Annotated in this window: 26 protein-coding genes; 17 read left to right on the forward strand and 9 right to left on the reverse strand. The window is 42.7% G+C overall.

Translation table 11 applies throughout. The annotated features are described in order from the left end of the window. Positions 1 to 56: 56 nt before the first annotated feature. The 3 genes from FJR77_RS08405 to FJR77_RS08415 all read left to right on the forward strand — a co-directional run bounded on the left by FJR77_RS08405 (position 57) and on the right by FJR77_RS08415 (position 3,067). Positions 57 to 1,379 (forward strand): alanine/glycine:cation symporter family protein, encoded by a 1,323-nt coding sequence (locus tag FJR77_RS08405; protein ID WP_140834373.1) that lies wholly within the window; start codon positions 57 to 59, stop codon positions 1,377 to 1,379. 131 nt (positions 1,380 to 1,510) lie between these two features. After that, positions 1,511 to 2,059 carry a carboxymuconolactone decarboxylase family protein gene (locus FJR77_RS08410; protein WP_140834406.1) on the forward strand — a complete coding sequence of 183 codons (549 nt, stop codon included), beginning with the start codon at positions 1,511 to 1,513 and terminating at the stop codon, positions 2,057 to 2,059. Positions 2,060 to 2,167: 108 nt separating this feature from the next. Then, positions 2,168 to 3,067: a TDT family transporter gene (locus FJR77_RS08415; RefSeq protein WP_140834375.1), complete on the forward strand. Its 900-nt coding sequence runs from the start codon at positions 2,168 to 2,170 to the stop codon at positions 3,065 to 3,067. Positions 3,068 to 3,091: 24 nt separating this feature from the next. Here FJR77_RS08415 and serS read toward each other — a convergent pair whose 3' ends face one another. From serS to FJR77_RS08430, 3 genes are all read right to left on the reverse strand, one after another. Further along, positions 3,092 to 4,366 (reverse strand): serine--tRNA ligase, encoded by a 1,275-nt coding sequence (serS, locus tag FJR77_RS08420; protein WP_140834377.1) that lies wholly within the window; start codon positions 4,364 to 4,366, stop codon positions 3,092 to 3,094. Positions 4,367 to 4,579: 213 nt separating this feature from the next. Next, a complete protein-coding gene (locus FJR77_RS08425; protein ID WP_140834379.1) occupies positions 4,580 to 4,951 on the reverse strand; it encodes a DUF956 family protein in 372 nt (123 codons plus the stop codon). 2 nt (positions 4,952 to 4,953) lie between these two features. Beyond that, positions 4,954 to 6,318 (reverse strand): aspartate kinase, encoded by a 1,365-nt coding sequence (locus FJR77_RS08430; protein ID WP_140834380.1) that lies wholly within the window; start codon positions 6,316 to 6,318, stop codon positions 4,954 to 4,956. A gap of 209 nt (positions 6,319 to 6,527) precedes the next feature. Here FJR77_RS08430 and FJR77_RS08435 point away from each other — a divergent pair, with 209 nt between their 5' ends. The 13 genes from FJR77_RS08435 to FJR77_RS08495 all read left to right on the forward strand — a co-directional run bounded on the left by FJR77_RS08435 (position 6,528) and on the right by FJR77_RS08495 (position 17,086). After that, a complete protein-coding gene (locus FJR77_RS08435) occupies positions 6,528 to 7,313 on the forward strand; it encodes an enoyl-CoA hydratase (RefSeq protein WP_140834382.1) in 786 nt (261 codons plus the stop codon). 91 nt (positions 7,314 to 7,404) lie between these two features. Further along, positions 7,405 to 7,839: a fatty acid biosynthesis transcriptional regulator FabT gene (gene fabT / locus FJR77_RS08440; protein WP_140834384.1), complete on the forward strand. Its 435-nt coding sequence runs from the start codon at positions 7,405 to 7,407 to the stop codon at positions 7,837 to 7,839. Further along, positions 7,839 to 8,813, forward strand: coding sequence for a beta-ketoacyl-ACP synthase III (locus tag FJR77_RS08445; RefSeq protein ID WP_140834385.1), 975 nt, complete (start codon positions 7,839 to 7,841; stop codon positions 8,811 to 8,813). Before fabT ends, FJR77_RS08445 begins: the two co-directional genes overlap by 1 nt. Positions 8,814 to 8,871: 58 nt before the next feature. Next, complete coding sequence (locus FJR77_RS08450) at positions 8,872 to 9,096, forward strand: acyl carrier protein (protein ID WP_140834386.1); 225 nt, start codon at positions 8,872 to 8,874, stop codon at positions 9,094 to 9,096. Positions 9,097 to 9,213: 117 nt separating this feature from the next. Further along, a complete protein-coding gene (gene fabK / locus FJR77_RS08455; RefSeq protein WP_140860115.1) occupies positions 9,214 to 10,188 on the forward strand; it encodes an enoyl-[acyl-carrier-protein] reductase FabK in 975 nt (324 codons plus the stop codon). Beyond that, complete coding sequence (gene fabD, locus FJR77_RS08460; RefSeq protein WP_140834388.1) at positions 10,181 to 11,101, forward strand: ACP S-malonyltransferase; 921 nt, start codon at positions 10,181 to 10,183, stop codon at positions 11,099 to 11,101. The genes fabK and fabD overlap by 8 nt, the downstream gene beginning before the upstream one ends. Before the next feature lie 43 nt (positions 11,102 to 11,144). After that, a complete protein-coding gene (gene fabG / locus FJR77_RS08465; protein ID WP_140834389.1) occupies positions 11,145 to 11,876 on the forward strand; it encodes a 3-oxoacyl-[acyl-carrier-protein] reductase in 732 nt (243 codons plus the stop codon). Positions 11,877 to 11,897: 21 nt separating this feature from the next. Beyond that, entirely contained in the window at positions 11,898 to 13,133 is a 1,236-nt protein-coding gene (gene fabF, locus FJR77_RS08470) for a beta-ketoacyl-ACP synthase II (protein WP_140834390.1), read from the forward strand. A 2-nt stretch (positions 13,134 to 13,135) separates the two neighbouring features. Beyond that, positions 13,136 to 13,621 carry an acetyl-CoA carboxylase biotin carboxyl carrier protein gene (gene accB / locus FJR77_RS08475; RefSeq protein WP_140834391.1) on the forward strand — a complete coding sequence of 162 codons (486 nt, stop codon included), beginning with the start codon at positions 13,136 to 13,138 and terminating at the stop codon, positions 13,619 to 13,621. Beyond that, positions 13,618 to 14,040 carry a 3-hydroxyacyl-ACP dehydratase FabZ gene (gene fabZ, locus FJR77_RS08480; RefSeq protein ID WP_000565512.1) on the forward strand — a complete coding sequence of 141 codons (423 nt, stop codon included), beginning with the start codon at positions 13,618 to 13,620 and terminating at the stop codon, positions 14,038 to 14,040. Before accB ends, fabZ begins: the two co-directional genes overlap by 4 nt. Positions 14,041 to 14,051: 11 nt before the next feature. Next, positions 14,052 to 15,419, forward strand: coding sequence for an acetyl-CoA carboxylase biotin carboxylase subunit (gene accC / locus FJR77_RS08485; RefSeq protein ID WP_140834392.1), 1,368 nt, complete (start codon positions 14,052 to 14,054; stop codon positions 15,417 to 15,419). Positions 15,420 to 15,455: 36 nt separating this feature from the next. Then, entirely contained in the window at positions 15,456 to 16,322 is an 867-nt protein-coding gene (gene accD / locus FJR77_RS08490; protein ID WP_140834393.1) for an acetyl-CoA carboxylase, carboxyltransferase subunit beta, read from the forward strand. Further along, positions 16,319 to 17,086, forward strand: coding sequence for an acetyl-CoA carboxylase carboxyl transferase subunit alpha (locus FJR77_RS08495; RefSeq protein ID WP_140834394.1), 768 nt, complete (start codon positions 16,319 to 16,321; stop codon positions 17,084 to 17,086). Before accD ends, FJR77_RS08495 begins: the two co-directional genes overlap by 4 nt. Before the next feature lie 264 nt (positions 17,087 to 17,350). Here the strand turns inward: FJR77_RS08495 and nusB are convergent, their stop codons facing one another. The 6 genes from nusB to gatC all read right to left on the reverse strand — a co-directional run bounded on the left by nusB (position 17,351) and on the right by gatC (position 22,082). Next, the gene (nusB, locus tag FJR77_RS08500) at positions 17,351 to 17,776 is read right to left on the reverse strand and encodes a transcription antitermination factor NusB (protein ID WP_140834395.1); all 426 of its coding nucleotides are present in this window, start codon (positions 17,774 to 17,776) and stop codon (positions 17,351 to 17,353) included. After that, positions 17,769 to 18,158 carry an Asp23/Gls24 family envelope stress response protein gene (locus FJR77_RS08505; protein WP_000536307.1) on the reverse strand — a complete coding sequence of 130 codons (390 nt, stop codon included), beginning with the start codon at positions 18,156 to 18,158 and terminating at the stop codon, positions 17,769 to 17,771. Before FJR77_RS08505 ends, nusB begins: the two co-directional genes overlap by 8 nt. 21 nt (positions 18,159 to 18,179) lie before the next feature. Then, positions 18,180 to 18,740, reverse strand: coding sequence for an elongation factor P (gene efp, locus FJR77_RS08510; protein ID WP_000568643.1), 561 nt, complete (start codon positions 18,738 to 18,740; stop codon positions 18,180 to 18,182). Between the two features lie 131 nt (positions 18,741 to 18,871). Next, complete coding sequence (gene gatB / locus FJR77_RS08515) at positions 18,872 to 20,314, reverse strand: Asp-tRNA(Asn)/Glu-tRNA(Gln) amidotransferase subunit GatB (protein ID WP_140834396.1); 1,443 nt, start codon at positions 20,312 to 20,314, stop codon at positions 18,872 to 18,874. After that, positions 20,314 to 21,780 (reverse strand): Asp-tRNA(Asn)/Glu-tRNA(Gln) amidotransferase subunit GatA, encoded by a 1,467-nt coding sequence (gene gatA, locus FJR77_RS08520; protein ID WP_140834398.1) that lies wholly within the window; start codon positions 21,778 to 21,780, stop codon positions 20,314 to 20,316. Before gatA ends, gatB begins: the two co-directional genes overlap by 1 nt. Next, on the reverse strand, positions 21,780 to 22,082 hold the full coding sequence (gene gatC / locus FJR77_RS08525) for an Asp-tRNA(Asn)/Glu-tRNA(Gln) amidotransferase subunit GatC (protein WP_000705419.1): 303 nt from the start codon (positions 22,080 to 22,082) through the stop codon (positions 21,780 to 21,782). Before gatC ends, gatA begins: the two co-directional genes overlap by 1 nt. A gap of 212 nt (positions 22,083 to 22,294) precedes the next feature. Between gatC and FJR77_RS08530 the strand changes: the two genes are divergently transcribed. Then, a complete protein-coding gene (locus FJR77_RS08530) occupies positions 22,295 to 23,839 on the forward strand; it encodes a peptide chain release factor 3 (RefSeq protein WP_140834400.1) in 1,545 nt (514 codons plus the stop codon). Positions 23,840 to 24,594 lie beyond the last annotated feature (755 nt).

A 24,594-nucleotide genomic window follows, 5' to 3' on the forward strand; every position in this document is an offset into this window, starting at 1 on the left:
GTACATGTATCTTGCATGTGCTCTTTCTTTTGGGGTTGAAAAGATAGGAGAAGGAAATGTTAGAATTGCTTAAATCAATTGATGCTTTTGCTTGGGGCCCACCCCTCTTGATTTTATTGGTCGGGACAGGGATTTACCTAACTGCCCGTCTAGGCCTCTTGCAGATTTTGCGTCTGCCCAAGGCCTTCCAGCTTATTTTTACCAAGGATAAGGGGCATGGAGATGTATCCAGCTTTGCGGCCTTGTGTACAGCCCTAGCAGCGACAGTTGGTACGGGAAATATTATCGGGGTGGCGACGGCTATCAAGGTCGGTGGCCCAGGAGCTCTCTTTTGGATGTGGATGGCTGCTTTCTTTGGAATGGCTACTAAGTATGCGGAGGGACTGTTAGCTATCAAATACCGTACTAAGGACGACCATGGTGCAGTAGCGGGAGGTCCCATGCACTATATTCTTCTAGGGATGGGAGAAAAGTGGCGTCCACTTGCTATCTTCTTTGCCCTGGCAGGTGTGCTAGTAGCTTTATTGGGAATCGGGACCTTCACACAAGTCAACTCGATTACAGAATCTATCCAAAATACAACGGCTATTTCGCCAGCCATCACTGCTCTTGTGTTGTCTGTATTTGTAGCGATTGCTGTCTTTGGTGGACTCAAGTCCATTTCAAAGGTTTCAACTACTGTTGTTCCTTTTATGGCTATTATTTATATTTTGGGAACTCTTACAGTTATTTTCTTTAATATCGGGAAAATCCCTGCCACAATCGCTTTAATCTTGACATCAGCATTTAGTCCTGTTGCTGCGGTGGGTGGATTTGCTGGTGCTAGCATTCGGATGGCTATCCAAAATGGTGTTGCGCGTGGTGTGTTCTCAAACGAATCTGGTCTGGGTTCAGCTCCCATTGCAGCTGCAGCTGCTAAGACAAATGAACCGGTAGAGCAAGGATTGATTTCCATGACAGGAACCTTTATTGATACCCTCATTATCTGTACCTTGACTGGTTTAACCATCTTGGTGACTGGTGTTTGGAGTGGTGATTTGAATGGAGTTGCCTTGACTCAGTCAGCCTTTTCAACAGTCTTTTCACACTTTGGGCCTGCCCTCTTGACCATCTTCCTTGTGCTCTTTGCCTTTACAACGATTTTAGGTTGGAACTATTACGGGGAACGCTGTTTTGAGTTTCTCTTTGGGGTTCGCTTTATCTGGCTCTACCGTGTGGTCTTTGTGTTCATGGTCTTGTTGGGAGGATTTATCGAGTTGGATATGGTTTGGATTATCGCAGATATCGTCAACGCTTTGATGGCTCTGCCAAACTTGATTGCCCTCTTAGTCTTGTCGCCGGTCGTTATTGCTGAAACTAAAAAGTATTTTAATAAATAATGAAATCACACATTGCGTGTGATTTTTTGCTTTCATAAAAAATTTCTATCAGTGTAATTTAAAATATATATTATACAAGGTATAGAATCTGTGATAGACTAGATTTCAACAACATGAAAAGAGGTTTTATGATGACAACATTTACAATTCATACAGTCGAATCAGCACCAGCAGAAGTGAAAGAAGTTCTTGAAACAGTAGAAAAAGATAATAATGGCTATATTCCTAACCTAATCGGTCTCTTGGCTAATGCACCGACTGCTTTAGAGGCTTACCGTACTGTCGGAGCTATCAACCGTCGCAACAGCTTGACGCCTGTTGAGCGCGAAGTAGTGCAAATCACGGCTGCCGTGACCAATGGTTGTGCCTTCTGTGTCGCAGGTCACACAGCTTTTTCAATCAAACAAATCCAGATGAACGATGACCTTCTTCAAGCCCTTCGCAATCGTACTCCAATTGAAACAGATCCTAAATTGGACACCCTAGCTAAGTTTACCTTGGCAGTTATCAATACCAAGGGTCGTGTAGGAGATGAAGCCTTGGCTGAGTTTCTAGAAGCTGGTTATAGCCAACAAAATGCCTTGGATGTGGTTCTTGGTGTCAGCCTAGCAAGCCTCTGCAACTATGCCAACAATCTAGCCAGTACACCAATTAACCCAGAATTGCAACCTTATGCTTAATTCATATCTGAGTAAAATGAAGTCTGAAATAATCGGACTTCATTTTTTATCCCCTCATTTAAGCGCTTTTATGCTATACTGAAACTAACATGATTATTGGAGGTTAGGATGAAGAAACTCCCCTTAGTATTTTCTGGTTGTTTGCTAGGTTTAGCAGGAGCTGGGAATCTCGTTTTAGATACGTTGCCGGTTCTGTCCCATCTTTTTAGTCTGACAGGTTTGATTTTGTGGATTTATTTTCTAATTCTACATCTCTTTAATTGGAAGGAAACCAGGCAAGAATTGACCAAGCCTCCTCTTTTGTCAGGAATGGCCACCTTCCCCATGGCTGGGATGATTTTATCGACCTATGTCTTTCGCGTCTTCCCTCATCTTCCTTTGGTAGCGCAAGGGCTCTGGTGGTTTTCATTTCTCTTGGATTTGACCTTGATTGCTGTTTTCACCATCAAGTTTGCCTGTCCAGGTAAGAGAGTCAGTGCGACTCCAAGCTGGACGGTTCTCTATGTGGGGATAGCAGTGGCTGCCTTGACCTATCCTCTGGTAGGTATCATCGAAATTGCCTATGCGACCTTGAGTTTTGGTTTTCTCCTAACCTTCTATCTCTATCCACTTATTTATAGCGATTTAAAGAAACATCCGCTCCCACTAGCCTTGCTTGGGCAAGAAGGAATCTACTGTGCTCCCTTCTCTCTACTCTTGGCTTCTCTGGTTCGAGTTGGAGGAGCCAGCCTACCGACTTGGCTCTTGATTGTCATGATTTTGGCTTCTCAATCCTTCTTTTTCTTTGTTTTGACTCGCCTGCCCAATATTTTAAAACAAGGCTTTCAACCAGCCTTCTCAGCCCTCACCTTCCCGACCATTATCACAGCTACTTCGCTTAAGATGGCTCAGGGAATCTTGAAACTTCCATTTTTGGATTATTTGGTACTGGTTGAAACCGCTATTTGCTTAATTATTTTACTCTTTGTATTAGGCGCTTATCTGATTTGGTTACGAAAAAAGGTCTAGCTAGAAATAGCTAAACCTTATTTTTTATGGTTTGATAACTTCAGCTCCACCCATGTATGGACGAAGTGCTTCTGGGATGGTCACAGAACCATCTTCATTTTGGTAGTTTTCAAGAATTGCAGCCACTGTACGTCCAACTGCAAGTCCAGAACCGTTCAAGGTATGGAGCAATTTCACCTTGCCATCAGCTTCATCACGGTAACGGATTTGGGCACGACGGGCTTGGAAATCTTCTGTGTTTGAACAGCTTGAGATTTCACGGTAATTGTTTTGCGCTGGAATCCAAACTTCCAAGTCGTAAGTCTTAGCGGCTGAGAAGCCCATATCTCCAGTAGAGAGCGCAACGACACGGTATGGAAGATTGAGCTTTTGAAGGATATTTTCAGCGTTGGCTGTCATTTTTTCCAATTCTTCGTAAGATTCTTCTGGCTTGGCAAATTTGACCATTTCAACCTTGTGGAATTGGTGCAAACGAATCAAGCCACGAGTATCACGACCAGCAGAACCAGCCTCAGAACGGAATGATGGACTCATAGCAGTAAAGTAGATTGGTAGGTCTTTACCGTCCAGAATTTCATCACGGTAGTAGTTTGTCAGAGGAACTTCAGCTGTAGGGATAAGGACATAATTGCTGTCGCTGAGTTCAAAAGTATCTTCCTTGAATTTTGGATATTGACCAGTACCAAACATAGAGTCGTGGTTAACCATGTATGGTGTGATGACTTCAGTATAGCCTTCCTTGCCATGCTCATCCAACATAAAGTTGTAGAGAGCACGTTCCAAACGAGCACCGAGGCCTTTATAGAAGAGGAAGCGAGCTCCTGTTACCTTACCACCGCGTTCCCAGTCAAGGATACCAAGGTCTTCACCAAGATCCCAGTGGGCTTTTGGCTCGAAGTCAAACTCGCGTGGAGTACCCCAACGGCGAACTTCCACATTGTCGTCTTCGTCAACCCCAACAGGAACGCTGTCAGCTGGGATGTTTGGAAGAGTAGTGGTAAATTCTGTCAATTTAGCATCGATTTCTGCCAATTCAGCATCCAAAGCTTTGACTTCAGCAGATAGATTTTGCATGGCAGCAATCTTGTCATCTGCATTTTCCTTGTTGCGTTTGGCTTGGGCAATCTCAGCAGAAACTGTGTTGCGTTCTGCTTTGAGAGTTTCAACCTTGACCAAAATATCACGACGTTTAGCATCGATTTCTTTCATCTCATTCAAGATAGCAGCCTCTACACCACGTGTAGCTAATTTTTCTGCGACAGCATCAAAATCTGTACGAATACGTTTGATATCTAACATAAGAACTCCTTTATGAAAAAAGCACACCTGACAAAGCGTTGGAGTGGCAGGGCCACGGTTCCATCCAACTTCACAGGTGTGCACTTGATTGTGTATGTAATTGTTACTAACGGTAGAATTTCACCTATCCCTCCTATCTGCTCGCAGCACCCGCAGACTTTCTGAAAGAAGAAGATAACCTACTTATCCGTTGCTATGATTATACTAAAGTTTCTACTTTTTTGCAAATAGATTTTTAAATTTTTGACTAATGGTCTGAATCAGGGTAGGAAGTTTGACGACCCTGTCATTTCCCAGTTTTTCGCGAGCAATTTTGAGAATAGCACCTGAGTCTTTTGAAGCAAAGAGGAATTTTCCTTTGTCTGTAAAGACTTCGAAGTGGCGACTGATTTTCCGCCCAGTGACATTGGCTCCAATCTGGTTGATATGGCTCCAAGGAATCTGGATAAATTGTTCGACATTGACATCTGGGTAAAATTCCAGAGCCTGATCTCCGACAAGGAATTTCCCAACTTTCCCAGCTATAGAGAGATAGGAAGTTCCTGTTGTATTGAGGAGCACTGTTTTGTTAAGAGATTGGGCCATGACTAGTCTTCCTTACTTTCACCGAAAAAGGCATTGTAAAGGGCTTTAATAGCTGCTTTCTCTTGGTCCTTATGGACAACAAACATAATAGATACTTCACTAGAACCTTGAGACATCATCTGGATGTTGATCTTATTTTCAGATAGAGCACGTGTCGCAGTAGCAGTTACTCCGATATGACTCTTCATCTTTTCACCAACAATCATAATGATTGAAAGGTCGTGCTCGATTTCTGCATGGTCTACTTCAGCCTTTTGAACCAACTGACGAAGGATTTCTTCTTCCTTGATAGGAGTTAGTTCGCGAGAACGGAGGATGATTGAAAGATCGTCGATACCTGTTGGCATATGTTCCCAACCGATGTTAAGATCTTCAAGGATTTGTAGAACCTTGCGTCCGAATCCAACCTCACGGTTCATGAGGTATTTCGACATGTTGATGCTGACAAAGTCAGAATCACCGGCAATTCCCACTACTGGAAATTCATCACTACTGTGTTTTAGAACGATACGGGTACCTGGATGGTCAGGATTGTTGGTATTCTTGATAACCAGAGGAATTTTTCCACGGTAGGCAGGAAGAAGTGCCTCGTCATGAAGAACTGAGAATCCTGCATAGGCCAACTCGCGCATTTCACGGTAGGTTAGCTCAGGAATAGAGTGTGGTTGGTGGATAATTCCTGGGTGAGCTGCAAAGATACCATCAACATCCGTAAAGTTTTCATAGAGATCAGCTTTAACCCCTGCAGCAATGATAGAACCTGTAATATCAGAGCCTCCACGTGAGAAGGTACAGATTTGATTTTCCTTGGTAACTCCAAAGAAACCAGGAATGACAAGGACTTCATTTGCATTTGTCAATTCTTCAATCTTGTCATAACTTGATGGCACGATGCGAGCGTTGCCCGGTTCACTTGTGACCACAATCCCAGCTTCTCTAGGATGAACATAGCGTGCATCGATACCGTTTTGGTTAAAATAGGCAGCAATCAATTTGGCATTGTTGTTTTCACCCGCTGCTAGGAAAGTATCGTAGAGAAATTCGTTTTCTTCGATAGGAAGACTTGCCAAGGCACGAATGCTTTTTGAAATTTTTTCTAGAACAGCTGGTTTCAGTCCTAATTCACTAACCATAGCGGCATAGCGATCGATAATCCAGTTCTGACTTTTGCTAATATCGTTACCAGCAACATAGTCGCGGTAGTATTTAATCAAGGCATCCGTAACCTTCGTATCTTCAGTATTGCGTTTACCAGGTGCAGAAACAACTACAAAACGACGCTCTTTATCGCTTTTGACGATGTTCAAAACTTTTTCTAATTGACTAGCAGAGGCAAGGGAGCTACCTCCAAATTTAACAACTTTCATAAGAACTCCTAAAGTAAGTATTTTATACGATTATAGCAGAAAGAAAACCTTTTTTCAATGAAGAAAATGAGATGCTTTCTATGATAAAGCGAGTCTTCTTAATCGGCTGAGACACTTTCAGCCGATTTTTTCTTGCTTTCTGCTCCTAAAAAAGATATACTTTGATAATAAAATAATTTAAACGGCTTACGAAATAAAAAGGAGTCCTGATGGAACACATTATTTATCAGCTTGAAGAGGACTTGGCAATCATTACCTTGAATCGTCCTGAGGTCGCTAATGGTTTCCATATTCCCATGTGTGAGGAGATCTTAGAAGCCTTGACTCTGGCAGAAGAGGATCCAACTGTGCATTTTATCTTAATCAATGCGAATGGCAAAGTTTTCTCAGTTGGGGGAGATTTAGTAGAGATGAAGCGTGCAGTAGATGAGGATGATATTCCATCATTGACGAAAATTGCAGAACTAGTCAATGCTATTTCTTATAAAATCAAGCAAATTGCAAAGCCTGTTTTGATGGAAGTTGACGGGGCTGTTGCAGGTGCCGCAGCGAATATGGCTGTTGCTGCGGATTTCTGTCTTGCAACGGATAAGGCTAAGTTTATCCAAGCCTTTGTTGGGGTTGGTTTGGCTCCAGATGCAGGTGGGATTTATCTCTTGAGCCGCAGTATCGGTGTGACGCGTGCTGCTCAATTAGCCATGACAGGTGAGGCTTTGACCGCAGATAAAGCTCTGGAGTGGGGGCTAGTTTACCGCATTTCTGAAGCTGATAAACTTGAAAAGACGAGAGAACAGCTTCTTAAAAAATTAAGACGTGGCTCAGCTAATTCTTATGCAGCTATCAAGAAGTTGGTTTGGGAGAGCCAATTTAAAGATTGGCAAGATTATGCTGCTTTAGAATTGAAACTGCAGGAATCCTTGGCCCAAACAGAGGATTTTAAAGAGGGAGTTCGGGCCCATTCGGAGAGAAGAAGACCGAAATTTACTGGAAAATAAGAAAATACTTGCACTGTTCTTTGAAGTTTGATATAATTTTTTTGTCAAATGTTTTGATTGTGAAAGTTTTTTGAAAAGGAGGGAAAAGAGATTGGACTACCAACGAATTAATGAATATTTAACATCTATATTTAACAATGTCCTCGTCATCGACGAAGTTAGCTTGAGGGGTAGTCGTTTCAAGGATATCTCCATCAAAGAAGTCCATACAATCGATGTAATTGGAAAATTCCCAGAAGTGACACCAAGTCAAGTGTCAAAAGAGTTGATGGTGACTCTTGGGACTGTTACGACGAGTTTAAATAATCTCGAACGTAAGGGGTACATTGAACGCATTCGCTCAGAGCAGGATCGTCGTGTGGTGCATCTACATTTGACAAAGAAGGGTCGCTTGGTTCATAGACTACATAAACGCTTCCACAAGGCCATGGTCGAAAATATTATCGACGGTATGAGCAAGGAAGAAACTGAGGTTATGGGCAAAGGTTTGACGAAACTTTATCAATTTTTGGAGGATTTGAAATAATGGCTTTTGCAAAAATAAGCCAGGTTGCTCATTATGTGCCAGAGCAAGTGGTTACAAATCATGATTTGGCCCAGATTATGAATACCAATGATGAGTGGATTTCAAGTCGGACGGGAATACGACAAAGGCATATTTCAAGAACAGAATCTACTAGTGATTTGGCTACAGAGGTTGCTAAGAAACTGATGGCAAAAGCTGGAATCACAGGGGAGGAGTTGGATTTCATCATCCTAGCTACCATTACTCCAGATTCGATGATGCCCTCTACAGCTGCTCGTGTCCAAGCCAATATTGGAGCTAATAAGGCCTTTGCTTTTGACTTAACAGCTGCTTGTAGTGGATTTGTATTTGCTCTTTCAACTGCTGAAAAGTTTATCGCTTCTGGTCGCTTTCAAAAAGGCTTGGTGATTGGCAGTGAAACCCTCTCTAAAGCAGTCGATTGGTCGGACCGATCAACAGCTGTTTTGTTTGGAGATGGTGCTGGTGGTGTTTTGCTAGAAGCTAGCGATCAACAGCATTTCTTAGCAGAGAGTCTCAATAGCGATGGTTCACGAAGCGAGTGTCTGACCTATGGACATTCAGGCTTGCATTCTCCATTTTCAGATCAAGAAAATGCAGATTCATTTTTGAAGATGGATGGGCGCGCGGTCTTTGATTTTGCCATTCGAGATGTAGCCAAGTCTATCAAACAGACTATTGATGAATCTCCTATAGAGGCGACAGACTTGGATTATCTGCTACTTCATCAGGCTAATGACCGTATTTTGGATAAGATGGCTAGGAAAATCGGTATCGACCGAGACAAACTTCCAGCCAATATGATGGAATATGGCAATACCAGTGCAGCCAGTATCCCGATTTTACTTTCAGAGTGTGTAGAACAAGGTCTTATCCATTTAGATGGTAGCCAGACTGTTCTGCTATCAGGCTTCGGTGGAGGCTTGACCTGGGGCACGCTCATTCTTACAATTTAGGTAATCATGTGGTGAACACATTGTTATAAAAAACTATTTATTTTAAAGGAGTCCTATCATGGCAGTATTTGAAAAAGTACAAGAAATTATCGTTGAAGAACTTGGAAAAGACGCATCAGAAGTAACACTTGAATCAACTTTTGATGATTTGGATGCAGATTCATTGGACTTGTTCCAAGTAATCTCAGAAATTGAAGATGCTTTTGATATCCAAATCGAAGCAGAAGATGACTTGAAAACAGTTGGTGACTTGGTTTCCTACGTTGAAGAGCAAACAAAATAAGCAGAATATGAGATAGAAGGAGTAGGGAAACCCGCTCCCTCTTGTTTAGGCAATAGTTTGATTGTCAAATTATGACGATATCGAACTATTACGTAAGCAAGAAACGATGGAGGGACTATGAAAACGCGTATTACAGAATTATTGAACGTTGATTATCCTATTTTCCAAGGAGGAATGGCTTGGGTTGCTGATGGTGATTTGGCAGGGGCTGTTTCCAAGGCTGGAGGACTAGGTATTATCGGCGGGGGAAATGCCCCTAAAGAAATTGTCAAGGCTAATATTGATAAGATCAAATCATTGACTGATAAACCCTTTGGTGTCAACATCATGCTCTTGTCTCCCTTTGTGGAAGATATTGTAGATCTCGTTATCGAGGAAGGGGTTAAGGTAGTGACAACAGGCGCAGGAAATCCTGGCAAATACATGGAACGCTTCCATGAAGCAGGGATTACAGTTATTCCTGTTGTACCAAGTGTTGCCCTAGCTAAACGCATGGAAAAAATCGGTGCGGACGCTGTTATTGCAGAAGGAATGGAAGCTGGGGGGCATATCGGTAAATTAACAACCATGACCTTGGTGCGTCAAGTAGCGGCAGCTGTATCTATTCCTGTTATTGCTGCAGGAGGGATTGCAGATGGTGAAGGTGCTGCGGCTGGCTTTATGCTAGGTGCAGAGGCTGTTCAGGTTGGAACGCGTTTTGTCGTTGCAAAAGAGTCTAATGCCCATCCAAATTATAAGGCCAAGATTTTAAAAGCTAGAGATATTGATACTACGATTTCAGCTCAACACTTTGGACATGCTGTTCGTGCGATTAAAAACCAATTGACTCGTGATTTTGAAAAAGCTGAGAAAGATGCCTTTAAACAAGAAAATCCTGATTTGGAAATCTTTGAACAAATGGGAGCGGGTGCTCTAGCTAAAGCGGTTGTTCACGGAGATGTGGATGGTGGATCTGTTATGGCAGGTCAAATTGCAGGCCTTGTTTCCAAAGAAGAAACCGCTGAAGAAATTTTAAAAGATTTGTATTACGGAGCAGCTAAGAAAATTCAAGAAGAAGCCTCTCGTTGGGTAGGAGTTGTAAGAAATGACTAAAACAGCCTTTTTATTTGCTGGTCAAGGTGCCCAGTATCTAGGTATGGGTCGTGATTTATATGATTACTATCCTATTTTCAAAGAAACGATTGATCAAGCTAGTCAGGTACTTGGTTACGATTTGCGTTATCTCATTGATACGGAAGAAGAAAAACTTAATCAGACCCGCTATACGCAACCAGCTATTTTAGCAACTTCAGTTGCTATCTATCGTTTATTGCAAGAAAAGGGCTATCAGCCAGACATGGTTGCTGGTTTGTCCCTTGGAGAATACTCTGCCTTGGTGGCTAGCGGCGCCTTGGATTTTGAAGATGCGGTAGCCTTGGTTGCTAAGCGTGGAGCCTATATGGAAGAAGCGGCTCCTGCTGGCTCTGGCAAGATGGTAGCAGTTCTCAATACGCCAGTAGAGATTATTGAGGAAGCCTGTCGAAAAGCTTCTGAACTTGGAGTGGTTACCCCAGCCAACTATAATACACCTGCACAAATCGTGATTGGTGGAGAAGGGGCTGCAGTTGACCGAGCTGTTGAACTCTTGCAAGAAGCAGGTGCTAAACGCTTGATTCCTCTCAAGGTTTCAGGGCCTTTTCATACCGCTCTCCTTGAGCCTGCTAGTCAGAAACTAGCTGAAACTCTAGCTCAAGCAAGTTTTTCAGATTTCACCTGTCCCCTAGTCGGCAATACAGAAGCTGCAGTTATGAAAAAAGAAGACATCGCTCGACTCTTGACGCGTCAGGTCAAGGAACCAGTTCGTTTTTATGAAAGTATTGCAGTCATGCAAGAAGCAGGCGTAACCAACTTTATCGAGATTGGCCCGGGGAAAGTCTTGTCAGGCTTTGTCAAAAAAATTGATAAGACCGCTAAACTAGCCAATGTTGAAGATCAGACTAGCTTGGAAGCTCTTCTAGGAAACTAGTAATCCCTTCTCCCATAAATGCGATAGAAAACAGGAGAAAAGAATGCAACTAAAAAATAAAAATATCTTTATTACAGGTTCGAGTCGTGGAATTGGTCTTGCCATTGCCCACAAGTTTGCTCAAGCAGGAGCCAACATTGCCTTAAACAGCCGTGGGACAATCTCAGAGGACTTGCTAGCCGAGTTTTCAAACTATGGTGTCAAGGTAGTTCCCATTTCAGGGGATGTGTCGGATTTTGCAGACGCTAAGCGTATGGTTGAGCAAGCTATTGCAGAGCTGGGTTCAGTAGATGTTTTGGTTAACAATGCAGGAATTACCCAAGATACCCTGATGCTCAAAATGACAGAAGCAGATTTTGAAAAAGTGCTTAAAGTAAATCTGACTGGTGCCTTTAACATGACACAATCAGTCTTGAAACCGATGATGAAAGCCAGAGAAGGTGCTATCATTAATATGTCTAGTGTTGTTGGTTTGATGGGAAATATTGGTCAAGCTAACTATGCAGCTTCTAAGGCTGGTTTAATTGGTTTTACCAAGTCTGTGGCGCGTGAAGTAGCCAATCGCAATATCAGGGTTAATGCTATTGCACCTGGAATGATTGAGTCCGATATGACAGCTGTTCTATCAGAAAAGGTAAAAGATGCCATGCTGGCGCAAATTCCTATGAAAGAATTTGGACAGGCAGAGCAGGTTGCAGATTTGACAGTATTTTTAGCAGGCCAAGATTATCTAACTGGTCAAGTAGTTGCCATTGATGGTGGCTTAAGTATGTAGCAGAAGCTAGAGGTGAAAAAGATGAAACTAAATCGCGTAGTAGTAACAGGTTATGGGGTAACATCTCCAATCGGAAATACACCAGAAGAATTTTGGAATAGTTTGACAACTGGAAAAATCGGAATTGGTCAAATAACAAAATTCGATCATAGTGACTTTGATGTGCATAATGCAGCAGAAATCCAAGATTTTCCTTTTGATAAATACTTTGTTAAGAAAGATACCAATCGTTTTGATAACTATTCTTTATATGCCTTGTACGCAGCCCAAGAAGCTGTCAATCATGCCAATTTGGATGTAGAGGCTCTTGATAAAGATCGTTTTGGTGTTATCGTGGCCTCTGGTATTGGTGGAATCAAAGAAATTGAAGATCAAGTGATTCGCCTAAATGACAAAGGACCAAAACGTGTGAAACCATTGACCCTTCCAAAAGCTTTGCCAAATATGGCTTCAGGAAATGTTGCTATGCGTTTTGGAGCAAACGGTGTTTGTAAATCCATCAATACTGCCTGCGCTTCCTCAAATGATGCGATTGGGGATGCTTTCCGCTCGATTAAGTTTGGTTTCCAAGATGTTATATTGGTAGGTGGTTCAGAAGCCTCTATCACACCTTTTGCTATTGCTGGTTTCCAAGCCCTAACAGCTCTCTCTACTACAGAGGATCCAACTCGTGCTTCTATTCCATTTGATAAGGATCGTAATGGGTTTGTCATGGGTGAAGGTTCGGGGATGTTGGTTCTTGAAAGCCTTGAACACGCTGAAAAACGTGGCGCTACTATCCTTGCTGAAGTGGTTGGTTACGGAAATACTTGTGATGCCTACCACATGACTTCACCACATCCAGAAGGTCAGGGAGCTATCAAGGCCATCAAACTAGCTTTGGAAGAATCTGAGATTTCTCCAGAGCAAGTAGCCTATGTCAATGCTCACGGAACCTCAACTCCTGCTAATGAAAAAGGAGAAAGTGGAGCGATCGTAGCTGTTCTTGGTAAGGAAGTACCTGTATCATCAACTAAGTCTTTCACAGGACATTTGCTGGGGGCTGCAGGTGCAGTAGAAGCTATCGTCACAATTGAAGCCATGCGTCATAACTTTGTACCAATGACAGCTGGAACAAGTGAAGTATCAGATTATATCGAAGCCAATGTCGTTTATGGACAAGGCTTGGAGCAAGAAATTCCATACGCTATTTCAAATACTTTTGGTTTTGGTGGCCACAATGCAGTTCTTGCTTTCAAACGTTGGGAGAATAAATAAGTATGAATTTAAACGATATTAAAGACTTGATGGCCCAATTTGACCAGTCAAGTTTGAGAGAGTTTTCTTATAAGAATGGGACGGATGAATTGCAGTTTAGCAAGAATGAAGCGAGACTTGTATCTGAAGTTGCACCTCAAGTCGCTCCAGCACCTGTTCTAGGAACACCAAGTCCAGTAGCTCCTACATCTACTCCAGCAGAGACTGTAGCAGAAGAAGTTCCAGCTCCAGCAGAAACAAGTGTGGCTGCTGAGGGAGATGTTGTAGAGAGCCCACTTGTTGGAGTGGCTTACTTGGCTGCTGGTCCAGATAAACCTGCCTTTGTAACAGTTGGTGATAGTGTTAAAAAAGGTCAAACATTGGTAATTATCGAAGCCATGAAAGTTATGAATGAAATCCCAGCTCCTAAGGATGGTGTGGTAACGGAAATTCTCGTTTCTAACGAAGAAATGGTTGAGTTTGGTAAAGGATTGGTACGTATCAAATGATCGATATTCAAGGAATCAAAGAAGCTCTTCCCCACCGTTATCCTATGCTCCTAGTGGACCGTGTCTTGGAAGTGAGCGAGGATACCATTGTTGCTATCAAAAATGTGACCATCAATGAACCTTTCTTTAACGGCCATTTTCCTCAATATCCAGTTATGCCAGGTGTTCTGATTATGGAAGCCTTGGCGCAAACAGCTGGTGTCTTGGAGTTATCAAAACCTGAAAATAAAGGTAAACTAGTCTTTTACGCTGGTATGGACAAGGTTAAATTTAAGAAGCAAGTTGTACCAGGTGACCAATTAGTTATGACGGCAACGTTTGTAAAACGTCGCGGTAGCATTGCCGTTGTTGAAGCAAAGGCTGAAGTGGATGGCAAGCTTGCAGCTAGTGGTACTCTTACCTTTGCAATAGGGAACTAAGGAGGTTCTCCATGTTTCGAAAAATTTTAATTGCCAATCGTGGTGAAATTGCGGTTCGTATTATCCGTGCGGCGCGTGAATTGGGCATTGCGACGGTGGCGGTTTATTCAACTGCTGATAAGGAAGCTCTTCATACGCTTTTGGCAGATGAAGCAGTTTGTATTGGCCCTGGTAAGGCGACAGAGTCTTATCTCAATATTAATGCGGTTCTATCAGCTGCAGTTTTGACTGAGGCAGAAGCCATCCACCCAGGTTTTGGATTTCTCAGTGAAAATTCCAAATTTGCGACCATGTGTGAAGAGGTGGGAATCAAGTTTATCGGTCCATCTGGCCATGTTATGGATATGATGGGGGATAAGATCAATGCGCGCGCTCAGATGATCAAAGCAGGCGTGCCTGTCATACCAGGTTCAGATGGAGAAGTGCATAACTCGGAAGAAGCTTTGATTGTTGCTGAAAAAATTGGCTATCCTGTTATGCTCAAGGCTTCAGCCGGTGGTGGTGGTAAAGGGATTCGTAAGGTTGAAAAACCAGAAGACCTTGTTTCAGCCTTTGAAACAGCCTCTAGCGAAGCAAAGGCAAATTATGGCAATGGTGCCATGTACATAGAACGGGTTATCTATCCAGCTCGTCACATCGAGGTTCAAATTCTAGGAGATGAGCATGGACATGTGATTCACTTGGGTGAACGGGATTGTTCTCTTCAACGGAATAATCAAAAGGTTTTAGAAGAAAGTCCTTCGATTGCAATCGGAAAAACGCTGCGCCATGAAATCGGTGCTGCTGCTGTTCGAGCGGCAGAGTCTGTTGGCTATGAGAATGCAGGGACCATTGAGTTTCTTCTTGATGAAGCCAGTGGCAAATTCTACTTTATGGAGATGAATACTCGTGTACAAGTAGAACATCCAGTAACAGAATTTGTTTCAGGTGTTGATATCGTTAAGGAACAGATTCGCATTGCAGCAGGTCAACCTCTGTCTGTTAAGCAAGAAGATATTGTTCTACGAGGTCATGCTATTGAATGTCGTATCAATGCTGAAAATCCAGCCTTCAACTTTGCTCCAAGTCCAGGTAAGATTACCAATCTCTATCTTCCAAGCGGAGGTGTTGGCTTGCGCGTGGATTCAGCAGTTTATCCAGGCTATACCATTCCCCCCTATTATGATAGTATGATTGCTAAAATCATCGTTCACGGTGAAAATCGTTTTGATGCCTTGATGAAAATGCAACGTGCCCTCTACGAACTAGAGATAGAGGGGGTGCAGACCAATGCAGATTTCCAGCTTGACCTCATTTCAGATCGCAATGTCATTGCTGGAGATTACGATACTTCCTTCTTGATGGAAACTTTCTTACCCAAATATCAAGAAAAAGAATAAAATGACTTCAAGAGTTTAAACCGAAAAGGGGAATCAATGGCTCTATTTAGTAAAAAAGATAAGTATATTCGAATCAATCCCAATCGTTCGGTTAGGGAAAAGCCTCAAGCCAAGCCAGAGGTTCCAGATGAATTATTCTCCCAGTGTCCAGGCTGCAAGCATACCATCTATCAGAAGGATCTGGGAAGTGAGCGTATCTGTCCACATTGTAGCTATACCTTTCGTATTTCTACCCAAGAACGCTTGGCTTTGACGATTGATATGGGAACCTTCAAGGAATTGTTTACAGGGATTGAAAGCAAGGATCCCTTGCATTTCCCTGATTATCAAAAGAAACTAGCAGCTATGCGTGAAAAAACTGGTCTGGATGAAGCTGTTGTGACAGGAACTGCTCTTATTAAAGGTCAGACTGTGGCTCTTGGGATTATGGATTCCAACTTTATCATGGCTTCTATGGGTACGGTTGTAGGGGAGAAAATCACTCGCTTGTTTGAGTATGCGACGGTTGAAAAGTTGCCAGTTGTCCTCTTTACAGCCTCTGGTGGAGCCCGTATGCAGGAAGGAATCATGAGTCTCATGCAAATGGCTAAAATCTCTGCAGCAGTTAAGCGCCATTCAAATGCTGGTCTCTTTTACCTGACCATTTTGACAGATCCAACGACAGGTGGTGTAACAGCTTCTTTCGCTATGGAAGGGGATATTATTCTAGCAGAACCACAGAGCTTGGTCGGTTTTGCTGGGCGTCGTGTGATTGAAAATACGGTTCGTGAAAGCTTGCCGGAGGATTTCCAAAAGGCAGAATTCCTATTGGAGCATGGATTTGTGGATGCTATTGTTAAAAGAAGGGACTTGTCAGATATGATTGCTAGTCTAGTCAGATTGCACGGAGGGAGTCCTAGATGAATATTGCAAAAATAGTCAGAGAAGCGCGTGAGCAGAGTCGCTTGACAACCTTGGATTTTGCGACAGGCATTTTTGATGACTTTATCCAATTACACGGTGACCGTTCTTTTCGTGACGATGGTGCAGTTGTTGGTGGTATCGGCTGGCTTGGAGACCAAGCTGTAACAGTAGTTGGTATCCAAAAAGGCAAGAGCTTACAAGACAACCTCAAACGGAATTTTGGGCAACCGCATCCAGAAGGTTACCGCAAGGCCTTACGTTTGATGAAACAGGCTGAAAAATTTGGCCGTCCAGTTGTGACCTTTATCAATACTGCAGGTGCCTATCCTGGTGTCGGCGCGGAAGAACGTGGACAAGGGGAAGCTATTGCTCGCAATCTCATGGAAATGAGTGACCTGAAAGTTCCGATTATCGCCATCATTATCGGTGAAGGTGGTTCAGGTGGAGCTCTGGCTCTGGCAGTCGCAGACCGTGTCTGGATGCTGGAAAATTCCATCTATGCCATTCTCAGTCCAGAAGGCTTTGCTTCCATTCTATGGAAGGACGGCACTCGTGCCATGGAAGCAGCAGAACTGATGAAAATCACCTCACATGAACTGTTAGAAATGGACGTGGTGGATAAGGTGATTTCTGAAGCAGGACTTTCTAGCAAAGAACTGATTAAAAGTGTCAAAAAAGAACTACAAGACGAGCTAGCCATGCTTTCACAAAAACCTCTAGAAGAGTTGTTGGAAGAACGATATCAACGATTTAGAAAATACTAATACTCTTCGAAAATCTCTTCAAACCACGTCAGCTTCGCCTAGTCGTATATATGTTACTGACTTCGTCAGTTCTATCCATAACCTCAAAACCGTGTTTTGAGCAGCCTATGGCTAGCTTCCTAGTTTGCTCTTTGATTTTCATTGAGTATAATTCTTTAGAATACGCAAAAACTAGAACTGGAAGTCAGTTCTAGTTTTTATGTGCTTCTTACTCTATATCAAGAGAAAGTCAAAAGGTGCTTGGAAGACCAAACACTTTTTTGATTATTTATTTTCTTCAGTTACAAATTGACTAAGCAGTCCGTTGATAAAGCGGGCTGATTTTTGATCTGAAAAATTCTTGGCAAGTTCAATAGATTCATTGACTGCTACCAGCTGAGGTGTATCAAATGATGTGATTTCAAAGATTCCCAAGCGTAGTAAGTTTTTTTCGACCAAGGTCAAGCGTTCAACTGTCCAGCCTGACTTGAGATGCTGGTTGATTTGGTTATCTAATTCTTCTTTTTGAGCTTGGATACCAGAAACCAAGTTTAGAAGAAAGGCTGGGATTTGCACATCTGCATCTTCACGGTCATGTGTGTAGGCAAAGTGACAAGCTGTTTCCACATCTGTACCGAATTCAAGACTCATAAGAGCTTGAAAAGCGCATTTACGAAGTTCGCGTCTAGATTCTAATAATGGACTAGTCATTGAGGAAGTCCTCGTTAAATAGATCTTTCAACTCAGGTTTTGGTGTTTTATCTGGAACGATTCCTGTAACATGGATATTGACAGCAGAAAGTTCTACATCAGCCATATCATGGACAGCATCTTTGACCGCTTTTTGAATAGCAAGAGCTACTTTTGGCACTTTCACACCGTACTCAAGATAGAGGTAGATGTCAGCAGTTAGTTCTTCGTTGCTTTCTTTTAAGTAGACGCCACGACCAAGAGAGAGTTTTGATAAGGTATCAGATACGGATTTATTTGAAAATGAGTGGACACCATCAACTTTAGCAGTTGCGATGGCAATGATTTTTTCAAGTACACGTGGAGCGATAACGATTTCGCCAAATTGTTCTTCAGTTCCCATAGAATGACCTCTTTCTAGAGATTAGGCACGAGAAACGTAAGTTCCTTCTGCAGTGTTGATGATCAATTTTTGTCCAGCTTCGATGAAGTCTGGAACGTTGACAACAAGTCCAGTTTCCATAGTTGCTGGTTTACCAGAACCTGTAACAGTAGCACCTTTGATAGATGGTTGTGTTTCAGCAACTGTCAATTCAACAGTAGTTGGTACAGTTACACCGATTACTTCAGTTCCGTAGAATTGGATTTTCACATCAGAGTTTTCAAGGATGTAAAGCAGTTCATTTTCAACGTTTACGACTGGGATTTCGTATTGGTCGTAAGTTTCAGTGTTCATGAAGTAGGCAGTTTCATCCATTTTGTACAAGTATTGAGCTGGAACAGTTTCGATAATAGCTTGTTCGAATTTTTCTTCTGGACGGTAGCTTGTATCAAAAGTAGAACCAGTACGGACATCACGTAATTTCATACGCATGATAGTGTTCCCTTTACCTGGTTTATGGTGGCTAGCTTCCAAAACGCGGATCAATTTTCCGTCTGCAGTTTCAAATGTCATACCAGCTTTCAATTTGCTTGCTTCAATCATGTTTTTACCTCTTTAATAAATATTATTACTCTTCATTTTACCATAAAATCTTCTGGAAATAAAGCCAAAATAGTTATTGGGATTTGGTAGGAGCGAAAAAAACCAACCTCAGGGCTGGTTTCTTTTACATATTAATCTTCTTTCAACTTTGCCAATTCTTGGGCAAGTAGTTTAAGGGCAACTTGTGGGTTGGCTTGGCCTTTGGTTGCTTTCATCAGGAAGCCTGTGAAGGCCTTGTCTGCGTTACGTTTACCTGACTTGAAGTCGGCAACTGCGGCTTCGTTATCCGCAAAGACTTGGTGGATAATTGGAATCAAGACAGCTGGATCTGAGATTTGGACCATGCCTGCTTTTTCCACGTATTCACGCGCTCCACCGCCATTTTTCGCCAGGTGGACAAAGACTTTCTTAGCAATCTTAGAAGAGATCGTACCGTCTTCGATGATGGCAATCATTTCAACCAAGTTTTCTGGTGTCAATTCGATTTGTTCCAGTGTCTTGCCTTCAGCGTTCAAGAACTGAGCAACCTCACCTTGGAGCCAGTTAGAGACTTGTTTAGCATCGCCACCGAGAGCAACAGCTTTTTCAAAGAAATCAGAAGTGACTTTGTTCGCAGTTAACTGACTAGCATCATAGTCTGACAAGCCAAGGTCAGATACATAACGCGCACGGCGTTCTTTTGGAAACTCTGGCAACTCTGTACGCATTTCTTCGATCCACTCATCTGAAATTTCAAAGATAGGTAGGTCAGGTTCTGGGAAGTAGCGGTAGTCAGCAGCGCCTTCCTTAACACGCATGAGGATAGTTGTCTTGTTGGCTTCATCGTAACGGCGTGTTTCTTGGCGAATTTGACCACCTGAACGAAGGATTTCAGCCTGACGTTGGACTTCGTATTCAAGACCTTTGCGGACATTTGAGAAGGAATTCAAGTTCTTCAACTCAGTCTTGGTACCGAATTTTTCTTGACCATAAGGACGAAGGGAGATGTTAGCATCCACACGCATAGAACCTTCTTCCATCTTGATGTCAGAAATACCAGCGTACTGGATGACTTCCTTGAGGGCTGTCAGATAAGCGTAGGCTTCTTCTGGCGAACGCATGTCAGCTTCAGATACAATCTCGATCAATGGCACCCCTTGGCGGTTGAGGTCTACATAAGAGTAGCCGTCTGTACCGTGGGTGTTTTTACCAGCATCTTCCTCTAGGTGGGCGCGTTCGATACCGATTTTCTTGGTCGTACCGTCTTCTAGCTCAACTTCAATCCATCCATTGTAACCAATTGGCTCATCAAATTGAGAAATTTGGTAGGCTTTGGGATTATCAGGATAGAAGTAGTTCTTGCGGTCAAAGTGCATCTTTTTATGGATGTCCATATTGAGGGCAAGAGCAGCCTTGATACCGGCATCAACAACACCTTTATTGAGAACTGGCAGAACTCCTGGGAAAGACCAGTCAATCACGTTAGTGTTGGCATTTTGCTCATTTCCAAAGTGGGCAGAAGTAGGTGAGAAGATTTTTGAATTGGTGTTGAGCTCTACGTGGACTTCAAGTCCAATGACTGTTTCAAAGTTCATTAATTGTCACCTCCAAAAATCACGGGTTGTTGTTTATGGTAGTCTGTTGTTGCTTCAAAAGCAGCAGCAGCTTGGTAAATGGTTTCCTCAGAATACTTAGGACCAATCAATTGTAGACCGACAGGTAGACCTTGAGAGAATCCAGCAGGAATCGAAATTCCTGGGAGACCAGCCAAGTTGACTGGGATGGTCAAAAGGTCAGCCAAGTACATGGCAACTGGGTCGTGGTTGAGAGAATCCAAGTCATAGGCAACGCTTGGTGCAGTTGGGCCCAAAATCAAGTCGTAATCCGCAAAGACTTTTTCGAAATCTTGAATGATGAGTGTACGAACTTGACCAGCCTTTTTGTAGTAAGCATCATAGTAACCTGATGAAAGGCTGAAAGTACCTAGCATGATACGACGTTTTACCTCTTCACCGAAACCTTGGCTACGGCTGTTTACATAGATTTCATCAAGATTAGTCGCATCTTCTGCGCGGTAGCCGTAACGGATACCGTCAAAACGTTGCAAGTTTGATGAAGCTTCAGATGAAGCGATGATGTAGTAAACTGCCACACCGTATTTAGAGTGAGGAAGGCTGACTTCTTCGACGATAGCGCCAAGTTTTTCAAAGTGCTTAGCAGCATTTAGAATAGTTTCCTTAACCTCTGGGTCAATCCCTTCACCAAGGTATTCCTTAGGCAAAGCGATTTTCATGCCCTTGATGTCTTGACCGATTTTTGAAGTAAAGTCGGCAATGCGGACAGGAGCAGAAGTGGAATCTTTAGCATCTTCGCTAGCAATAGCGTTGAGTAAGAGGGCGTTTTCCTTAACAGTAGGAGCAAAAGGTCCAATCTGGTCTAGCGAACTACCGAAGGCAATGAGACCGAAACGTGAAATTGTTCCGTAGGTTGGTTTGAGACCAACAATCCCGTTGAAGGCGGCAGGTTGGCGGATAGAACCACCAGTATCAGAACCAAGTGACAAGCGGACTTGACCTGAGGCTACGGCTGCGGCAGAACCACTTGATGAACCACCGGGAACCTTGCTTTGGTCCCAAGCATTTTTAGTGGCACCATAGTGTGAAGTTTCACCTGAACCACCCATGGCAAATTCGTCCATGTTGGTCTTTCCAATGATAATCATGCCTTTTGATTTAGCATTTGACACAGCTGTCGCATCAAAGATAGGCTCGTAGTTGTAGAGCATTTTTGAGGCAGCAGTTGTGAGAATACCGTCTGTAGAGATATTATCCTTAACTGCAAGTGGAATTCCTGAAAGGACATTATCAGCATCAATTCCAGCTTCATCAATGGCTTTAGCTTGAGCAAGTGCTTGCTCCTTAGCGATGGTAACAAAAGCGTTAATAGCTGTCTCGCGAGACTTGATATCTTCAAGCGTAGCTTGGGTCAATTCAGTTGCAGAAATTTCCTTAGAGACAAGGAGATTATGCAAGTCTTCAATGGTTTTATTGTTAAAAGTCATTAGGCATCTCCTCCATCGTCTAGGATAGCTGGTACCTTGATATAGTAGTTGTCTTTTTCAGGTACGTTTTTAAATAAGCGATCACGGTCTGTTCCTTCTTCGGCCACATCAGGGCGGAGCACAGTCTTGCGATCAGCCATGGTCGTAGTAGGTGCGACACCAGTTGTGTCAACTTCGCCCAGCAATTCAACCATGTCAACAATCTTAGACAAGGTCGTCGCAAAGGCAGCAGTTTCTTCTTCAGAGAATCTTAATTTTGAAAGATTGGCAACGTGTGTTACCTCTTCTTGCGTAATTTTCATCTTGCATCCTTTCGTGAAATGATGATTTTTAGTCTGTTCTATTTTACCATATTTTCCTATAAATAAGGGAGGGATAAGTGAAAAGAAATAGAAATTGAAAAAAATGCTAAAATCCGATATAATGGAGTGTTGAAAGGAATGGTAAAATCCAATGTAAAAATCATTCTTAGCTATTGAAACAAGAAAAATAGAGAATCAAAGAAAGAGAACTTATGAATATTCAAGAAGAAATTAAGAAACGCCGTACTTTTGCCATTATCTCCCACCCTGACGCGGGGAAAACAACCATCACTGAGCAACTGCTCTACTTTGGGGGCGAGATTCGTGAAGCTGGTACCGTAAAAGGGAAGAAAACAGGAACTTTTGCCAAGTCTGACTGGATGGATATCGAGAAGCAACGTGGGATTTCGGTGACCTCATCTGTGATGCAATTTGACTACGACGGAAAACGCGTGAATATCCTCGACACGCCAGGACACGAGGACTTTTCAGAAGATACCTATCGTACCTTGATGGCGGTGGATGCTGCGGTCATGGTCGTGGACTCTGCTAAGGGTATCGAGGCTCAGACTAAGAAATTATTTGAGGTTGTGAAACATCGTGGCATTCCAGTCTTTACCTTTATGAACAAGCTAGACCGTGACGGTCGTGAGCCACTAGACCTCTTGCAAGAGTTGGAAGAAGTCTTGGGCATTGCTAGCTACCCGATGAACTGGCCAATCGGGATGGGGAAAGCCTTTGAAGGCTTGTATGACCTTTATAACCAACGCTTGGAGCTCTACAAGGGGGATGAACGTTTCGCTAGTCTAGAAGATGGGGACAAGCTTTTTGGTAGCAATCCTTTCTACGAGCAAGTCAAGGATGACATTGAGCTTTTAAATGAAGCTGGAAATGAATTCTCAGAGGAAGCTATTCTGGCTGGAGAATTGACACCTGTCTTCTTCGGTTCAGCCTTGACAAACTTTGGTGTGCAAACATTCCTTGAAACCTTCCTTAAGTTTGCTCCAGAACCACATGGACACAAGAAAACAGATGGTGAAATTGTGGGTCCTTATGACAAGGATTTCTCAGGATTTGTCTTTAAAATTCAAGCCAACATGGACCCTCGTCACCGTGACCGTATCGCCTTTGTCCGTATCGTATCGGGTGAATTTGAGCGTGGTATGAGTGTCAACCTGCCTCGTACTGGTAAGGGCGCTAAACTGTCGAATGTTACTCAGTTTATGGCGGAAAGTCGTGAGAATGTGACCAATGCCGTGGCAGGAGATATCATCGGGGTTTACGATACAGGTACTTATCAGGTTGGGGATACCTTGACAGTTGGAAAAAACAAGTTTGAATTTGAACCCCTGCCAACCTTTACACCTGAGATTTTTATGAAAGTTTCTGCTAAGAATGTTATGAAGCAAAAATCCTTCCACAAGGGGATTGAGCAATTGGTGCAAGAAGGAGCCGTTCAGCTCTATAAGAATTACCAAACAGGTGAGTACATGCTAGGAGCTGTGGGGCAACTCCAGTTTGAAGTCTTTAAGCACCGTATGGAAGGTGAGTACAATGCAGAAGTAGTCATGACCCCAATGGGTAAAAAGACCGTTCGTTGGATTAAGCCTGAGGACCTAGATGAACGGATGTCATCAAGCCGAAATATCTTGGCTAAAGACCGTTTTGACCAGCCAGTCTTCCTCTTTGAAAATGACTTTGCCTTACGTTGGTTTGCGGATAAGTATCCAGACGTAGAGTTAGAGGAAAAAATGTAGATCGCCAAAGTTACTTGATTGTGTAACAATCTAAGTAACTAACGCCAAGTTTCTATGGAACTTGGCTAGGCGCTCCACTAGTAAAGTTTTACGAATAATATCGATTCGTAAAACTTTACGTCGTAACGGGTAGTGAGTGGTCTAGCTAACTGCCTCACTAACTGAGTTTTACAAATGGAATCGATTTATAAAACTCAGTGTCGTAATCTAATAATCGGTAACCGCTATGGCGGTCTACCTAAACGCTTCACTAGGAAAAATCCACGAATATTATCGATCCGTGGATTTTTCCGTCGTAACTTGTAGTGAGTGGTCTAGCTAACTGCTTTACTAACTACGTTTGGCAAATGGAATCGATTTGCCAAACTCCGTGTCCTAGTGTAACAATTGGGAAGCCTTATGTCATTTGAGCTATCCGTTATTATTAGAATAAGTCCATGAATGTTATTGTTCGTGGGCTTTTCATCGTAATTTTAGATAGTTAGAGTAGCTGTCTTTCTTACTAAATTTTGTCAATATAATGTTCTCCGCCCTTTTCTGTGCTAGTTCAGTAAAATTCTTTTATAAGACAAGAATTTCAGTAACTAAGGAGACTAATCAAAAACTTGATAGAACACATGTTTTCTTGCCAATCTACTCACGTAATATCCTAGTGAAACTATATGTATTGAAATTTAACAGTGAACTCTAGCTAGCGCTGTGATTCGGCAATAGTATGATTGATTAATGAAATAGAATGTTTGAATATAGAAAAA

Source organism: Streptococcus shenyangsis, assembly GCF_006385785.1.
GTDB lineage: Bacteria > Bacillota > Bacilli > Lactobacillales > Streptococcaceae > Streptococcus > Streptococcus shenyangsis.

What these genes read in the sequence shown, in the direction of transcription:
- FJR77_RS08405 (WP_140834373.1), top strand. Translation starts at nt 57, where the DNA reads ATGTTAGAATTGCTTAAATCAATTGATGCTTTTGCTTGGGGCCCACCC.
- FJR77_RS08410 (WP_140834406.1), top strand. Translation starts at nt 1,511, where the DNA reads ATGACAACATTTACAATTCATACAGTCGAATCAGCACCAGCAGAAGTG.
- FJR77_RS08415 (WP_140834375.1), top strand. Translation starts at nt 2,168, where the DNA reads ATGAAGAAACTCCCCTTAGTATTTTCTGGTTGTTTGCTAGGTTTAGCA.
- serS (WP_140834377.1), bottom strand. Translation starts at nt 4,366, where the DNA reads ATGTTAGATATCAAACGTATTCGTACAGATTTTGATGCTGTCGCAGAA.
- FJR77_RS08425 (WP_140834379.1), bottom strand. Translation starts at nt 4,951, where the DNA reads ATGGCCCAATCTCTTAACAAAACAGTGCTCCTCAATACAACAGGAACT.
- FJR77_RS08430 (WP_140834380.1), bottom strand. Translation starts at nt 6,318, where the DNA reads ATGAAAGTTGTTAAATTTGGAGGTAGCTCCCTTGCCTCTGCTAGTCAA.
- FJR77_RS08435 (WP_140834382.1), top strand. Translation starts at nt 6,528, where the DNA reads ATGGAACACATTATTTATCAGCTTGAAGAGGACTTGGCAATCATTACC.
- FJR77_RS08445 (WP_140834385.1), top strand. Translation starts at nt 7,839, where the DNA reads ATGGCTTTTGCAAAAATAAGCCAGGTTGCTCATTATGTGCCAGAGCAA.
- FJR77_RS08450 (WP_140834386.1), top strand. Translation starts at nt 8,872, where the DNA reads ATGGCAGTATTTGAAAAAGTACAAGAAATTATCGTTGAAGAACTTGGA.
- fabK (WP_140860115.1), top strand. Translation starts at nt 9,214, where the DNA reads ATGAAAACGCGTATTACAGAATTATTGAACGTTGATTATCCTATTTTC.
- fabD (WP_140834388.1), top strand. Translation starts at nt 10,181, where the DNA reads ATGACTAAAACAGCCTTTTTATTTGCTGGTCAAGGTGCCCAGTATCTA.
- fabG (WP_140834389.1), top strand. Translation starts at nt 11,145, where the DNA reads ATGCAACTAAAAAATAAAAATATCTTTATTACAGGTTCGAGTCGTGGA.
- fabF (WP_140834390.1), top strand. Translation starts at nt 11,898, where the DNA reads ATGAAACTAAATCGCGTAGTAGTAACAGGTTATGGGGTAACATCTCCA.
- accB (WP_140834391.1), top strand. Translation starts at nt 13,136, where the DNA reads ATGAATTTAAACGATATTAAAGACTTGATGGCCCAATTTGACCAGTCA.
- fabZ (WP_000565512.1), top strand. Translation starts at nt 13,618, where the DNA reads ATGATCGATATTCAAGGAATCAAAGAAGCTCTTCCCCACCGTTATCCT.
- accC (WP_140834392.1), top strand. Translation starts at nt 14,052, where the DNA reads ATGTTTCGAAAAATTTTAATTGCCAATCGTGGTGAAATTGCGGTTCGT.
- accD (WP_140834393.1), top strand. Translation starts at nt 15,456, where the DNA reads ATGGCTCTATTTAGTAAAAAAGATAAGTATATTCGAATCAATCCCAAT.
- FJR77_RS08495 (WP_140834394.1), top strand. Translation starts at nt 16,319, where the DNA reads ATGAATATTGCAAAAATAGTCAGAGAAGCGCGTGAGCAGAGTCGCTTG.
- nusB (WP_140834395.1), bottom strand. Translation starts at nt 17,776, where the DNA reads ATGACTAGTCCATTATTAGAATCTAGACGCGAACTTCGTAAATGCGCT.
- FJR77_RS08505 (WP_000536307.1), bottom strand. Translation starts at nt 18,158, where the DNA reads ATGGGAACTGAAGAACAATTTGGCGAAATCGTTATCGCTCCACGTGTA.
- efp (WP_000568643.1), bottom strand. Translation starts at nt 18,740, where the DNA reads ATGATTGAAGCAAGCAAATTGAAAGCTGGTATGACATTTGAAACTGCA.
- gatB (WP_140834396.1), bottom strand. Translation starts at nt 20,314, where the DNA reads ATGAACTTTGAAACAGTCATTGGACTTGAAGTCCACGTAGAGCTCAAC.
- gatA (WP_140834398.1), bottom strand. Translation starts at nt 21,780, where the DNA reads ATGACTTTTAACAATAAAACCATTGAAGACTTGCATAATCTCCTTGTC.
- gatC (WP_000705419.1), bottom strand. Translation starts at nt 22,082, where the DNA reads ATGAAAATTACGCAAGAAGAGGTAACACACGTTGCCAATCTTTCAAAA.
- FJR77_RS08530 (WP_140834400.1), top strand. Translation starts at nt 22,295, where the DNA reads ATGAATATTCAAGAAGAAATTAAGAAACGCCGTACTTTTGCCATTATC.